The following is an 11,981-nucleotide window of genomic DNA, read 5'->3' on the forward strand; positions in this document are numbered from 1 at the left end:
CGGCCAACATGGGAGTTAGCTAGTGTTTTGGGGTAATTGGCAGGCTAAGTGCTACCTGCAATAGTTTGGCACGAAGCACATCCGCACGCTGTGCAAACTCTTTTTGCAACCGCACATACTGCGCCTTGCCCTCGGGAGTTTCGATGCGGATGGGATCATGACCCCACTGGGCCAAATCATAAGGTGAAGCTTGCATGTCCATGGTGCGAATGTCCCAGGCAAGTTCAAAGCAGTCCATGACCAGATCGGTCGGTACCGCAGGGCTCAACTTATAAGCCCATTTATAGAGATCCATATTTCCGTGAAGGCATCCGGGCTGTTCGAGGTCCACCTGCGTGTCCCGCGTTGGTTGCAATTCGTTGAGTGGCACCGCTTGTGGGGTGTAAAACCTGAACGCATCAAAGTGGGTGCAGCGGATCTTATGGTTTTCTACTACCTGATCGGTTCCGCTAGCTCCCAAACGTAATGGCAAATATTCATGACGGATACCGTTGAGCTCAGATTTATAAGCCATTGCCCACTCATGCAATCCAAAGCAGGAAAAGTTCGCTGGGCGCTGTGCGGTATTGCGCAACAAGATGCGAGCAAATTCGGTAACACGTGTTCGAGACTCTGAGAACTTCTGTATATCAAGTTCTACGCCAGGTCCGTCAGGCGTTTGTACTGCACGATAAAACTTCCAATCGGCACGCTCTTGAGCTTCTTCGCCGAGCAAAGCCACACCAATTCCCGGGTGCCAACGGTAAAGCTGGCCAGGCTTCTGCGTGTAATAGGTGAAGAGAAAATCTTCGATGGGATGTTTGGCTCCGGTCATTCGCCGTTGCACAAATGGTTCGCCAAAGGTCCTAGCACGTTCCTCATGCGCGGCGGCACGTGCTAGCCACTGCGGGGCTTCCAATGTGGTTCCGGTCGAGAGCATACTTCTAATTATTCAGTTCATTAGCTGACGAAACCAGTTTGGTACGTCAACTCACATCTCGGATAAAGGAGTGCAACATGGAAAACCTTCCCCCCTGGGAACCGCCAATGGGTGGAACCGAGCAAGTGCACCTGCTTGGCATGCTTGACCGGTTGCGAGTCACTTTCAGATATAAGGCCGACGGACTGGACATTAAGCAGTTGATGTTCAGGCTGCCCAGCAGTGAGTTGAGCCTTGGCGGATTATTGCAGCATCTTGCAGCCGTTGAGGATGAAAAGTTCACTTACTTCATCGCTCGCGAACGTCCAGAGGTTCTTCTTGAACTCACCGCTGATGGACGCGACCAGTTTGTGGTCAACCCCGTAGAGGATCCCGCAGGTCTTTATCGCCGGTATGACACCTCGGTCGCCAAAAGTCGCAGGATTCAGGCCGAAGTGGTTGCCACCGGAGGGCTGGATACACTTTCGGCTCTGGAGTATGAGGGCAACCATGCCAGCGTTCGCCGGGTTATCTGCGATCTCATCGAAGAATATGGCAGGCATACTGGGCATGCAGATTTACTGCGTGAGGCCATCGATGGAAGGGTCGGCGAGGACGCACCTTTCGACTATCTTCCGGTTTGGTACGGCTGATTCCAGTCTGCGCAGTCCGCGCGGCACGGCGCAGATCGTTCTGGTCCACAAACCTAACAGTATGCAGGCGGAATAAATGGAGTTGGGTTCGTAATATTCCCATGTGCCAGAATTACAGCGCGTTTGTGCACGGAAACGATAATTTACTGATCTGTCGAATAGCAGCAGTAGTTTCCGAAAAGCCGTGATTTAGGGGAATAGAAATACGGGACGATAATTGCACGACTCTCAATGAGCCTGAGGAATTCTAATATTAGGGCCTAGCTCGCTGCTATTTATCCGCCGACTTGTAGCCGCCAAAAGATAAATAACAGTCATGGGCTTTAGGTGGAGCCCCGGGAAGAGACCCGTCCGGCTACGGCTAAATCGTTGTGATAACCCGTCGTCGTATGAGCGAGGAAGGCTTTGAGCTGCTGGACAGTGAGCACGCCAGTGTCGCCGTGATTTTCAATGACGCGATCAGGGTCGCCGAGGTAATCGCTCAGACGGGGGCATGGAGTCTATACCACTGCATTCAGTCTCCAGACAGTGCCTAAGAGAGTTGCCCGACTTCGCGTCCATCTCTCGCCGGTGCTCAGTCGAGGACATTCGGGCCTGCGTACAGGCTTTCATCCCTAGCCGGAAGTGGATTCTCGGCCCGTTATTGACCAGTACCCCGCCCAGGGGCGTGTTTCAATAGAATCTACGTATCGGCACCTGAATCCGGAGGACAAATGGCTACAAGGGATGACGTAGCGCGCCTAGCTGGCGTTTCTCCCAGCACAGTTTCGTACGTAATCAGTGGACGGCGCAAAATTTCCGATGCGACGAAGGCCAGGGTACTGGCAGCTATGCGTGAACTGAGGTACACCCCGAACGCCTTTGCGCAAGGTTTAGCTGGTGCGCGTCGCGGGATCTTAGCTCTGCATTTTCCGACGAGTGTCGACGGTTACTCCTCGACCGAGTTTGAATATGTCACTGCGGCGATGGAGCGGGCCCGGATGTTTGGCTATCACATGCTTCTTTGGTCTAATCCGATGACCGACGTAATGGGCCTAGAGAGCCTAGTTGCTCAGAAGCTCGTGGCCGGAGTGTTGCTGATGGAAGTGTCGATCTCGGATCCGCGTTTTGATGTCCTTAGGCGCGCGAAAATACCCTTCGCTTCTATCGGACGTCCAGATGACAATGCTGACGTGACTTATGTAGATAATGACTTTGCTGAAGCGGGTCGAATAGCTGTGGAGCACCTAGCAAGTCTCGGGCATCGTTCCATCATGTATATCAACGTGTCAGTTGAAGAGCAGGAAGCTGGCAACGGGCCCGGAATTCGCACCATACGGGCTATTAGAGAAGCCGTTGAGGGCCGAGACATGCTGTTGCAAGAAGTCCCGGTTGAGAACAATGCGCGGGGCGGCCGTGCGGCTTGGGAAGCCTATCTTGAGCTCCGTCCACGTCCTACCGCTGTCTTGGGTCTCAAAGAGTTTGCCACTGCTGGATTCGTGAATGCCGCAGGCATGGCTTCTTGGCAGATTCCCAAGGATCTTTCGGTCATCGCGCTGGGCGTCGGTGACCGATCTGCCGAGATGGTGGCTCCGGCGCTAACTACTGTAGCCCCGTCAGGGGAGCATATTTCCCACGCGGCGGTGGAAGCGCTCGTGCAGCTAATAGAGGGGCGAACCCAACAGGTCCTTCAGGAGCTAATAACCCCAGTCATGATCGAAAGGGAAAGCTCCGGACCGGTGCCGGAATAACTATCGCACTGTCCTATATTGATGTTCTTTGACGTAACTGTTGACGCGCGTCGATGATCTACGTCACTATTGAGGGGATCACTCGTGCCAAGCCGGTACATCCTGCGGGGTACTTCTCAACGTGGAAGGCATCATGAAGCCAGTAAAACGAGGGCGAAAACTTTTATCCATCCTTTCCGTAGCCTCCATTGGCCTGCTCGTGGCCGGTTGCTCCGGGGGCGCGGACCCGAATGACCCGAACGCATCAGGTGGTGGAACTGAGGTCAGCCAATCCGACGGAGTGGTAGACATCTACGGTCCAATCACCGGCACAGAAGCCGAGCTACTGGAAAAATCTTGGGCCGACTGGTCGGAGGAAAACGGAATTAATATTCGCTACACCGGCGATAAGAATTTTGAATCTCAGCTGGGCATAAAAGTTCAGGGTGGAGACACACCAGATTTGGCAGTATTCCCTCAGCCTGGTTTGCTACAAGCAACCGTGGATATGGGCAAAATGCAAAAGCTTCCTGCTGACGCTCAGTCCGAACTTGAAAAGAACTGGTCCCAGGACTGGCAGGAGTACGGCAAAGTCGATGGTATCCAGTATGGGGCTCCACTGATGGCCAGCGTCAAGGGCTACATCTGGTACTCGCCGAAGCAATTCGAAGAGTGGGGTGTCGCTGTCCCGAAAACTTGGGATGAAATGACCGAGCTGGGAACTGAAATTTCGAAAAAAACTAACGAGCCAGCATGGTGTGCCGGTTTCGCTTCCGGTGAGGCTTCAGGCTGGCCGGGAACCGACTGGATCGAAGACGCAGTTCTGCGCCAGTCCGGAACCGATGCCTATGACAAGTGGGTATCGGGAGAGCTAGAGTTCACCTCGCCAGAAATTACAAGTGCCTTTGACTCCGTCGGAAAGATCTTGCTGGACCCTAAACAAGTCAACGCAGGGTACGGCGACGTTAAATCGATCAATGCGACGGCCTTCGGCGACATTGGGACCGCAGTGGCTAACGGTTCTTGCGCTTTAACCCACCAGGCTTCCTTCTTGGAGGGATTCATCATCGATTCAAAGAACGCAGACGGAGCGAAGGCCACGGTGGCTCCCGATGGAGACGTTTGGGCTTTTGTCGCTCCACAGTTCAACGAAGATGAACCAGTGTCGGTTGTCGGTGGCGGTGAATTCGTTGCAGCATTCTCCAACGATGATGACACAGCCAAGGTGCAGCAGTACCTTGCTAGTGCAGATTGGGCTAACAGCCGTGTTGGGCTCGGTGGCGTGATTTCGGCAAACGCCGGGCTTGATCCCAAGAACGCCAGTAGCGACCTACTGCGCTCTGCTGTTGAACTGTTGCAGGACCCAAACACTACCTTCCGCTTTGACGGATCGGATTTGATGCCAAAGAGCGTTGGGTCGGATTCCTTCTGGAAAGGAATCGTGGACTGGATAGACGGCAAACCAACCAAGGAAGTACTCGAAAACATTCAATCCGGTTATGACTCCTAGTCACCGATTAGCAAGTTGTGAATGGCCGGGTCATCCGGCCATTCACGGCTTTGTAGGAGGCCTGACGCGTGTCTGATTTTTTCCAGTGGCTTGCCGGTTTGCCACCCCTGTTTCAAATACCGGTGATCTTAGTTTCCTTCGCTGCAATAATCGGTGCGCTCCTCGTCTTCGTTGAGGTAGCTACCAAGCCTGGGCGCGGATTTACGCTCTTGAGATTCATAGTTGCAGTGCTTCTTCCAGTGGCAATTCTGCTGATACTGGGGCTATATAACTCTGTAATTTGGGTGGCCGCCATTGCAGCTGTGCTAGGCGGGGCGATGTTCTTCTATGATCGCCGTTCACGCCAGGGTGCAGGTGCCTTACTGCAGCTCTCTGGATTTCTGGTCCCCGCCATGCTTTTGCTGGCGATTGGTCTGATCTACCCAACCCTACGTACGCTATTTAGCGCTTTCACGGCCAATGACGGTTCAGGCTTTGCTGGACTGGAAAACTTTCTCTGGGTATTTAGCAGCCCTGACGGTGTGACCGCCTTGCTCAATACACTCGTGTGGGTGCTGGTAGCACCAGTGGTTTCAACTGCCATCGGTTTGGCTTATGCCGTGTTCATTGATAAAAGCCGCGGAGAGAAGTTCTTCAAACTTATGGTCTTCATGCCGATGGCGATTTCATTCGTCGGTGCATCGATCATTTTCAAGTTTTTCTATGACGCCCGTCAGGGCGAGCAGATCGGTGTTTTGAACGCCATTATTACTGCCTTTGGAGGGGATCCCGTCGACTGGCTAGGGCTAGAACCATGGAACACTCTGTTCCTCGTGATCATTTTGATCTGGACTCAGGCCGGATTTGCCATGGTCATCTTGTCGGCTGCCATTAAAGGCGTGCCCGCGGAGCAGCTGGAAGCAGCGGCGCTAGACGGGACCAGTCCATGGCAGAGCTTCATGAATGTAACGTTGCCGGGGATCCGTTCATCAGTCATCGTGGTGCTTACAACCATCTCGATTGCTTCCCTGAAAGTCTTCGACATCGTTTCGTCGATGACCGGAGGACGTTCCGACACCACGGTTCTGGCCTTCGAAATGGTGCGTCAGTTCCAGTTGGGTGCACGCACTGGGTACAGCTCAGCTTTGGCAGTCATCCTGTTTATTTTGGTGCTTCCAATCATCATTTACAACGTACGGCAGCACAAAAAACAAAAGGGAATCCGATGAGCGCAGTCAGCGAGTCCTCACGTCGCCTGTTGAGAGCCACAGAAAAAACAGGCGGAAAATTGCGCAAGGCCACCTCATCGCGAGGAGCCACCCTTGCTGCTTTCATAATAGCTGCGATATGGACCATACCGACCTTTGGATTGTTCGTCTCATCGTTCCGAGAAGCAAGTGACATCAAGACCTCGGGGTGGTGGACGGCACTAGCCAATCCATCGTTCACGCTGGAAAACTATGCCCAAGCCTTTGTCTCAGGGGATAGTCTGTCACTGTCCAAGGCATTTTTGAATTCATTAGTTATTACGATTCCGGCGGCGATCATTCCGATTATCCTTGCCAGTCTCGCTGCCTATGCCTTCGCATGGATCGATTTTAAAGGGCGCAATACACTGTTTGTCCTCGTATTTGCGTTGCAGATCGTTCCGATCCAGATGGCATTGGTTCCACTACTGCAGTTGTTCTCGGATGGTGTCCAGATTGGTGGGTTGTATATCCTGCCAGGTTTGGGCGTTAACGGACTCGATGGTGCCTACGCCAAGGTGTGGATCGCTCACACGATTTTTGCGATGCCATTGGCAATTTTCATGTTGCATAACTTCATTTCTGAGATTCCGGGCGAGGTTATCGAGGCGGCTCGCGTTGACGGGGCCGGCCACGGGACGATTTTTGCTCGCATTGTTCTGCCATTAGCGACGCCGGCTATCGCATCATTTGGAATTTTTCAATTCCTCTGGGTCTGGAACGACTTGCTGGTAGCCACCGTTTTTACCTCTGGTGGAGAGTTGCCGATTACTAAAGCGCTTCAGGACCTCTCGGGGTCCTACGGTCAATCGTGGGAGCTGCTTACGGCAGGTGCATTCATTTCGATGATAATTCCGCTGACGGTTTTCTTCGTGCTTCAGCGGTTCTTCGTGCGTGGCCTGCTCGCGGGAGCCAGCAAGGGCTGATCTTGGTTTGACTGTATATGCCCAACGTGGACATTTACTAGGAAGAGACAACCCGCTAAAGGCGCAGGTGGTTTAAATTCTAGCCAATGGCAATTGCCACTATTCAGCTGTTAGTGGTCCTTTTGCTGACTACGCGCGGGAAGCGAGAGCCTAGAGTCGGTGCGTGGTTGATGATGATCTCGGTGTCGGTCACGGCGCCTTCATGTTGCTCTAGGAACTCGACCACGATTACATCCAGATCGAGGTTGGTGCGCCGGGTCCTCGGGCCGTCTATCGGGATCTGTCCTGCCCGTACGCCGCCTCCGGTGAGGTACTGCGCTATGGGCCCGTACAGACACTAGGTTCGACGTAGTATTGCCCCATGACACTTCAGCGTTCAAGCGAAATTCAAGCACCCCCTGCCGAGGTTTTTGCGTGGTTTTCTCGCCCCGGAGCAATTCGCAGACTCCTGCCGCCTTGGCTTCCGCTGAAGGTCATAGCCGAAGCCGAATCCTTACGTAACGGAACGGCGGTGCTGGGGTTGCCAGGTGGCCTGCGTTGGTTCGCCCAACACCAGTCAGATGGTTATATTCCTGAACGAAAATTTGTCGACGAAGTAGAACCGCGAGGTTTGCGAGCCATCGCCACCCGGGCGGTGAACTGGAAGCATGAGCATCTCTTCGAACCTGCCGCTGGCGATGCGACCACGGTGATCGACCGTATCAGTTCGAACCTTCCTGCCCACCAGACTGAGCGAATGCTTGCCTATCGTCATCGTCAGCTTGGCGCAGACTTTGCTGCCCACCAGCGAGCCACCGCCGCAGGGCTGAAACCATTGGCCATCGCGGTGACCGGTTCAAGCGGAATGGTCGGCGAAGCGTTGTGCGCGTTCTTATCCACCGGAGGGCATCGGGTCATCAGGTTAGTGCGCGGCACCCCAAAGTCTGCCGATGAGCGACGTTGGGATCCGATGGCGCCGGCGGATGACTTGCTTGACGGCTGTCACGCGGTAATGCACCTGGCTGGAGCTAGTATCTTTGGCAGGTTTAGCGACAATCACCGGAAGGCGATTGAATCCAGTCGTATTGAGCCGACTCGGGCCTTGGCCGAACTTGCTGCCCGAGCAAACGTGTCAACGTTCATCAGCGCTTCTGCCGTGGGAATATATGGTGCAAAGAGTGGGCCCGTCCCAGTTGATGAAAAGTCGACCCCGCAACCCCATAGCTCTGATTTCTTAGCCGACGTGGTGCAGCGCTGGGAGCAAGCGGCCGGTGCCGGAACAGCCACGATGCGCCGGGTGCAAATCCGTACAGGTATTGTGCTCAGCCCCCGGGGTGGCATGCTCGCGGTGCTTCGGCCTATCTTCACCGCCGGCCTCGGCGGCCGACTAGGTTCGGGCACCCAATTCCTGTCGTGGATTGGTCTTGATGATCTAGTAGATATTTACCACCGGGCTTTGTGGGACATGCAGCTGGACGGTCCGGTAAACGCCGTGGCACCTTACCCGGTGAACAATATCGAATTCACTAAGGCTCTGGCCAAAGCAGTGCGCCGTCCAGCCATCGTTCCGGTGCCCGCGGCGGCGCCGAAGTTGCTCCTCGGTACGGAAGGTACCCAGTTGTTGGCTATGGCGGACCAGCGGGTAGTTCCGCAGAAACTTCTGGACGCTGGACATGAGTTTCGAAATGAACGCATTGAACTGGAACTGGCACACTGCCTTGGTGGGAACTGAATTAGTTCCCGGCTTAAACACTAAGCTCCGCCTCTTTGGGTATTTCTACCCAAAGAGGCGGAGCTTAGCTGACGACGGACCAAAAGGTCCTGGGGTTTTAGCCCATGTGGATGACGCCGAAGAGCACGCCCGAAGCGAGCATGACCAGGCTTACCACTGCCGCACGCCACAGTACCTTCTTGTGGTGATCGCCCAAATCCACACGAGAGAGCGAAACCAACAGAAGAATTGCAGGGACGAGCGGAGATTGCATGTGCACTGGCTGTCCGGTGATGGAGGCGCGAGCCATATCCACCGCTGGAACTCCGAAGTGCGCGCCGGCCTCGGTGAGGACCGGAAGAATGCCGAAGTAGAAGGCGTCGTTACTCATCAAGAACGTTGCCGGGATTGAAATCAAGCCGGTGATTACCGCCATGTATTGACCCAGTGAGTCAGGGATAATATCGACCAGCCATAGGCTCATCGCGTCAACCATGCCGGTTCCGGAGAGTACGCCGGTGAGCACCGCGGCGCCGAGCACCATGGATACTACGGCGATAATTTCGCTGGAGTGTGCGGCAATCATCTTCACCTGGTCATTGACCTTCGGGAAGTTCGCTACCAAAGCGATCGCGGTACCGATCATGAACAGGTAAGACAGTGGCAACACGTCAACAATGAGCAACACCATGATTGCTACGGTGAGCACTAAGTTGAAGTAGAACATCTTTGGACGCAGGGTTTCGCGGTTTGGGTCCAGGACGGTGCCGTCCATGGTGGCCGCTTCGCTGCCATCGCCGCGACGTGCCACGGCTTCAAGTACTGCTACCGAGGCGCCCGAAGGAGAGGTGCCCTTGTCATTCTTGGTGCCGGTGAGATTGCCCCCACCAAAGCCGGTGCCCCAGAGTTCGGGACGCTCACGCTGCAGACGGCGACGTTCGCCCAGACCCAGCTGCCAAGCGAAGATACCAATCACGATCAGGGCTATGCCCAACGATGGCAACATCGGTACAAAGATATCTGCTGCGTCGACGCCTAAAGCGGCCGCGGCGCGGGCGGTTGGGCCACCCCAAGGAACGATATTCAAGGTTCCGTTGGTCAAACCAGCCACACAAGTTAATACGATAGGGCTCATGCCCAGACGCTGATAAATCGGTAGCAACGCGGCGGTGACCACGATGAAAGTTGTGGAGCCATCGCCATCCAAGGAGATCACTGCGGTGAGCAGAGCGGTTCCCATGACGACCTTGGCTGGGTCGTTACCCACGAGCTTCTGAATACCCGAGACCAGTCGGTCAAAGAGTCCCACATCAATCATGATGCCGAAGTACATGATGGCGAACATCAGTAGGGCGGCGGTACCCGACATGGACTTGATGGCGTCCATGATCATGTCGCCGAGGCCAAAGCCTGCTCCGGTGAACAGTCCAAAGACGGTGGGGACGATGATGAGGGCCAGCAACGGCGTCATCTTTTTAGTCATGATCAGCACCATGAAGGTGAGAACCATGAGGAATCCGAGAGCAACTAGCATTGCGCCGACCTCCTAAAGTGTGGCAAGTGATGATGCCAGCGGGGGTGCGGGCACTTATTCAAAGTACGTGGTGGCGCTCACGTTGGGTGGGTTGAAAGTATTCTGATCTCTTTAGGTTTTTGCGATCTTTTTGCTCATTAAAATCATTGGCGGTTTATGCTGGACAAATGCCCCAGACAATAGCCACCCGACACTTCGCCTCGCGCATCATGCGCTTGCAATTTGTGGTGCTTGGCGTGCTCATCGTGCTGGCCACCGCGGCGACGCTCCTGAACAGCTATAACCGGGTCTTTGAACGGGCCGAAGATGCTTCGCTGGGCATTGCACGCTCGGTCGCGTCTTTGCCACAAGTCATCGAGGAAGTCTCGATTTATGCCGCGCAGGAAAAACTTGAGTTAGAAAAACTACGCAACGGTCCACTGCAACAGTTAGCCGAATCGGTGCGTAGCGGCGGACAAGCCTCCTTCGTAGTAATTACCGAGGATCGCGGGCTGCGGCTGAGCCACCCAAATCCGGCAGAGATTGGCCAGCTGGTCTCCACCGACCCGGTGGCGTTGACCGGTGTGGAAAATGTGGCCCGAGAACACGGAACGCTTGGTGAATCGGTGCGCGCCAAGGTGCCGATCCGTGCCGAAAATGGCACGGTCATTGGTGAGGTTTCGGTCGGTGTAGCAACACAGTCCTTGACCGGCGCATTGATTGCATCCTTCGGTTGGATTGTGCTTTTCGCAGTACTCGCAGCCTTATTAGCAACGTTGGCTGGACGCTTCACCGTGCGTACGCTCAAACGCCAAACCCTAGGGCTGGAACCTGCAGAGATTGCCCAGTTAGTACGTGACCAGCAGGCGGTACTCTACGGCGTCAGCGAGGGTGTGATTGGTTTGAGCCCTGATGGCACCATCACCGTGCGTAATAAGGCGGCCCGACAACTTCTGGGCCTGCCACACCGCACCGAACTCGCCGATATTATCGGCCGACACTACGAATCTGCAGGACTTGATCTGCGGCTAGTGAAAGCCATCAAAGAACATGATCGCGCCCCGGTCAGGTTGGAAGCCAACTCAAATGCCATCGTTGCCCGTGTCTCAGACGTGGTGCGCGATGGGGTGGAGCTAGGTCAGGTCATTTTGCTTCACGATGTGAGTACGGTTGAGGCGCTAGGTACCAAGCTTGATGCGGTGCAGGATATGGCCGATGCCCTACGCGCTCAACGCCACGAATTTGCCAACCGCATGCATGCGGTACTGGGACTCATTACTTTAGGTAAAACTGACCAAGCTGAAGAATACCTTCGTGAGGTCATGGATTCTGGGCCGGTGATTGCACCGGTCGCAGGACTGGAATTAGTCCAGGACGCGTATCTCTCGGCATTCCTCTCGGCCAAGGGGGTTCGCGCGCATGAGTTGGGTATCGAATTGCGCGTCTCGGCCCAGTCCATGCTCTTTGAACAGGTCGCCTCGGCGTCAGATGCCCAAGATGTCACCGCGGTACTTGGAAATCTTTTGGATAACGCCTTTACCGCCAGTTTGCGCGGAAACAGCGACCCGTGGGTAGAAGTGGATCTGCTTTCTGAAGGGAGCACCCTGCATCTTGCGGTGGCTGACTCGGGAGCCGGAATCAGTACCGATGAAGATATCTTTTCCCCGGGGGTGAGTACCGGATCTTCGCTAGGTGAGGGACATGGCTCGGGTGTGGGATTGCCCTTGATCCGCCGCTTAGCTCGTTCACGCAGTGGGGACGTCTGGATCGCCGACGCCGGGGGAGACCATGGTGGAGCGGTAATTGCCGCGAGACTGCCAGCGGTATTGGCTGAACCGAAGAACTAATGATCATGA

9 protein-coding genes are annotated in these 11,981 nt (G+C 54.9%); 7 read left to right on the forward strand and 2 right to left on the reverse strand.

The annotated features are described in order from the left end of the window. Positions 1-19: 19 nt before the first annotated feature. Complete coding sequence (locus CQ011_RS11175; protein WP_105677806.1) at positions 20-919, reverse strand: 3-methyladenine DNA glycosylase; 900 nt, start codon at positions 917-919, stop codon at positions 20-22. Positions 920-996: 77 nt separating this feature from the next. On the opposite strand from CQ011_RS11175, the gene CQ011_RS11180 reads away from it, so the two are divergent. From CQ011_RS11180 to CQ011_RS11205, 6 genes are all read left to right on the forward strand, one after another. Then, on the forward strand, positions 997-1,551 hold the full coding sequence (locus CQ011_RS11180; protein WP_105677807.1) for a DinB family protein: 555 nt from the start codon (positions 997-999) through the stop codon (positions 1,549-1,551). A gap of 713 nt (positions 1,552-2,264) precedes the next feature. After that, positions 2,265-3,281, forward strand: coding sequence for a LacI family DNA-binding transcriptional regulator (locus CQ011_RS11185; protein ID WP_105677808.1), 1,017 nt, complete (start codon positions 2,265-2,267; stop codon positions 3,279-3,281). A gap of 133 nt (positions 3,282-3,414) precedes the next feature. Further along, a complete protein-coding gene (locus CQ011_RS11190) occupies positions 3,415-4,770 on the forward strand; it encodes an ABC transporter substrate-binding protein (protein WP_105677809.1) in 1,356 nt (451 codons plus the stop codon). Positions 4,771-4,838: 68 nt separating this feature from the next. Then, positions 4,839-5,978 carry a carbohydrate ABC transporter permease gene (locus CQ011_RS11195; protein ID WP_105677810.1) on the forward strand — a complete coding sequence of 380 codons (1,140 nt, stop codon included), beginning with the start codon at positions 4,839-4,841 and terminating at the stop codon, positions 5,976-5,978. Then, positions 5,975-6,922 (forward strand): carbohydrate ABC transporter permease, encoded by a 948-nt coding sequence (locus tag CQ011_RS11200; protein WP_105677811.1) that lies wholly within the window; start codon positions 5,975-5,977, stop codon positions 6,920-6,922. Before CQ011_RS11195 ends, CQ011_RS11200 begins: the two co-directional genes overlap by 4 nt. 361 nt (positions 6,923-7,283) lie before the next feature. After that, entirely contained in the window at positions 7,284-8,633 is a 1,350-nt protein-coding gene (locus CQ011_RS11205; protein ID WP_105677812.1) for a TIGR01777 family oxidoreductase, read from the forward strand. 97 nt (positions 8,634-8,730) lie between these two features. Here CQ011_RS11205 and CQ011_RS11210 read toward each other — a convergent pair whose 3' ends face one another. Continuing rightward, the gene (locus CQ011_RS11210) at positions 8,731-10,146 is read right to left on the reverse strand and encodes a CitMHS family transporter (RefSeq protein ID WP_105677813.1); all 1,416 of its coding nucleotides are present in this window, start codon (positions 10,144-10,146) and stop codon (positions 8,731-8,733) included. A 167-nt stretch (positions 10,147-10,313) separates the two neighbouring features. On the opposite strand from CQ011_RS11210, the gene CQ011_RS11215 reads away from it, so the two are divergent. After that, entirely contained in the window at positions 10,314-11,972 is a 1,659-nt protein-coding gene (locus CQ011_RS11215; protein ID WP_105677814.1) for a sensor histidine kinase, read from the forward strand. Positions 11,973-11,981 lie beyond the last annotated feature (9 nt).

It is taken from the genome of Arthrobacter sp. MYb213, assembly GCF_002979915.1.
Taxonomy (GTDB): Bacteria; Actinomycetota; Actinomycetes; order Actinomycetales; family Micrococcaceae; genus Glutamicibacter.

Excerpts from the sequence above, each read along its gene's own strand:
- CQ011_RS11190 (WP_105677809.1), top strand. The coding sequence starts at position 3,415 with ATGAAGCCAGTAAAACGAGGGCGAAAACTTTTATCCATCCTTTCCGTA.
- CQ011_RS11205 (WP_105677812.1), top strand. The coding sequence starts at position 7,284 with ATGACACTTCAGCGTTCAAGCGAAATTCAAGCACCCCCTGCCGAGGTT.
- CQ011_RS11210 (WP_105677813.1), bottom strand. The coding sequence starts at position 10,146 with ATGCTAGTTGCTCTCGGATTCCTCATGGTTCTCACCTTCATGGTGCTG.
- CQ011_RS11185 (WP_105677808.1), top strand. The coding sequence starts at position 2,265 with ATGGCTACAAGGGATGACGTAGCGCGCCTAGCTGGCGTTTCTCCCAGC.
- CQ011_RS11175 (WP_105677806.1), bottom strand. The coding sequence starts at position 919 with ATGCTCTCGACCGGAACCACATTGGAAGCCCCGCAGTGGCTAGCACGT.
- CQ011_RS11180 (WP_105677807.1), top strand. The coding sequence starts at position 997 with ATGGAAAACCTTCCCCCCTGGGAACCGCCAATGGGTGGAACCGAGCAA.
- CQ011_RS11200 (WP_105677811.1), top strand. The coding sequence starts at position 5,975 with ATGAGCGCAGTCAGCGAGTCCTCACGTCGCCTGTTGAGAGCCACAGAA.
- CQ011_RS11215 (WP_105677814.1), top strand. The coding sequence starts at position 10,314 with ATGCCCCAGACAATAGCCACCCGACACTTCGCCTCGCGCATCATGCGC.